Source organism: Candidatus Nitrosarchaeum limnium BG20 (assembly GCF_000241145.1).
GTDB lineage: Archaea > Thermoproteota > Nitrososphaeria > Nitrososphaerales > Nitrosopumilaceae > Nitrosarchaeum > Nitrosarchaeum limnae.
This window is the reverse complement of the sequence record NZ_AHJG01000205.1, coordinates 1-906: the sequence shown is the minus strand read 5'-3', so window position 1 is coordinate 906 and position 906 is coordinate 1. Positions and strand designations below refer to the sequence as shown.

General features: G+C 35.7%; 2 protein-coding genes. Both read left to right on the top strand.

The window, feature by feature from the left end; translation table 11 throughout:
• A partial coding sequence (locus tag BG20_RS07405) for a transketolase family protein (protein WP_010192976.1) occupies window positions 1–742 on the top strand: 742 nt, incomplete at its 5' end.
• A partial coding sequence (locus tag BG20_RS07400) for a transaldolase family protein (RefSeq protein WP_010192975.1) occupies window positions 739–906 on the top strand: 168 nt, incomplete at its 3' end. The genes BG20_RS07405 and BG20_RS07400, both read left to right, overlap by 4 nt.

The following is a 906-nucleotide window of genomic DNA, read 5'->3' as shown; positions in this document are numbered from 1 at the left end:
CACTTATGCAATATTTCTACCCGGACGTGCTGTAGATCAAATAAGAAATGGGATTGCATATCCTTCATCTGGAAATAAAAAAGGTCTCAATGTAAAATTAGTTGTTTCTCATGGCGGTTTGTCAGTTGGGCCTGATGGTGGTTCTCATCAACAAATTGAAGACATTGCAATAATGAGGGCAATCCCTAATTTTCGTGTGTTTATACCTGCTGATACTTTTGCAGTTTCAAAATTAACTCGTTTGATGGCAAACGAATATGGCCCGTTTTACATGAGAATGGCAAGATCAAACACTCCCGTAGTTTATTCAGAATCTCAAGATTTTCAAATTGGTAAAGGAATTACACTTCGAGATGGTTCTGATTGTACTATAGCTGCATGTGGAATTACAGTAAGAATGGCCCTTGAAGCAGCTGATTCATTAAATCAAGAAGGAATTTCATGTAGAGTATTGGATATGTTTTCAATAAAACCAATTGATGCTGAACTTTTAGAAAAAGCAGCAAGAGAAACTGGGGGTATAGTAACTTGTGAAGAACACAACATAATGGGAGGTATGGGTTCAGCAGTTGCAGAATCTGTATCTGAGAGATACCCTGTTCCAATTAAAAGAATAGGTGCGCAAGATATGTTCGGCGAATCTGCTAGAGACAATGAAATTTCTTTGCTATTAGAAAAACACGGAATAACATCTTTTAATATAGCAAAACAAGTCAAAGAAATAAGGAGTAGAAAACAATGAAAATTTTTCTTGACACCGCAAATCTTGAAGCAATTAGAAAATTCAATGACATGGGATTATTAGATGGTATTACTACAAATCCGTCCCTTTTGTCTAAAGAAGGAGGAAATCCAAAAGATGTCATGGAAGAAATTGCAAAAATAATCAAAGGTGATGTTAGCTTA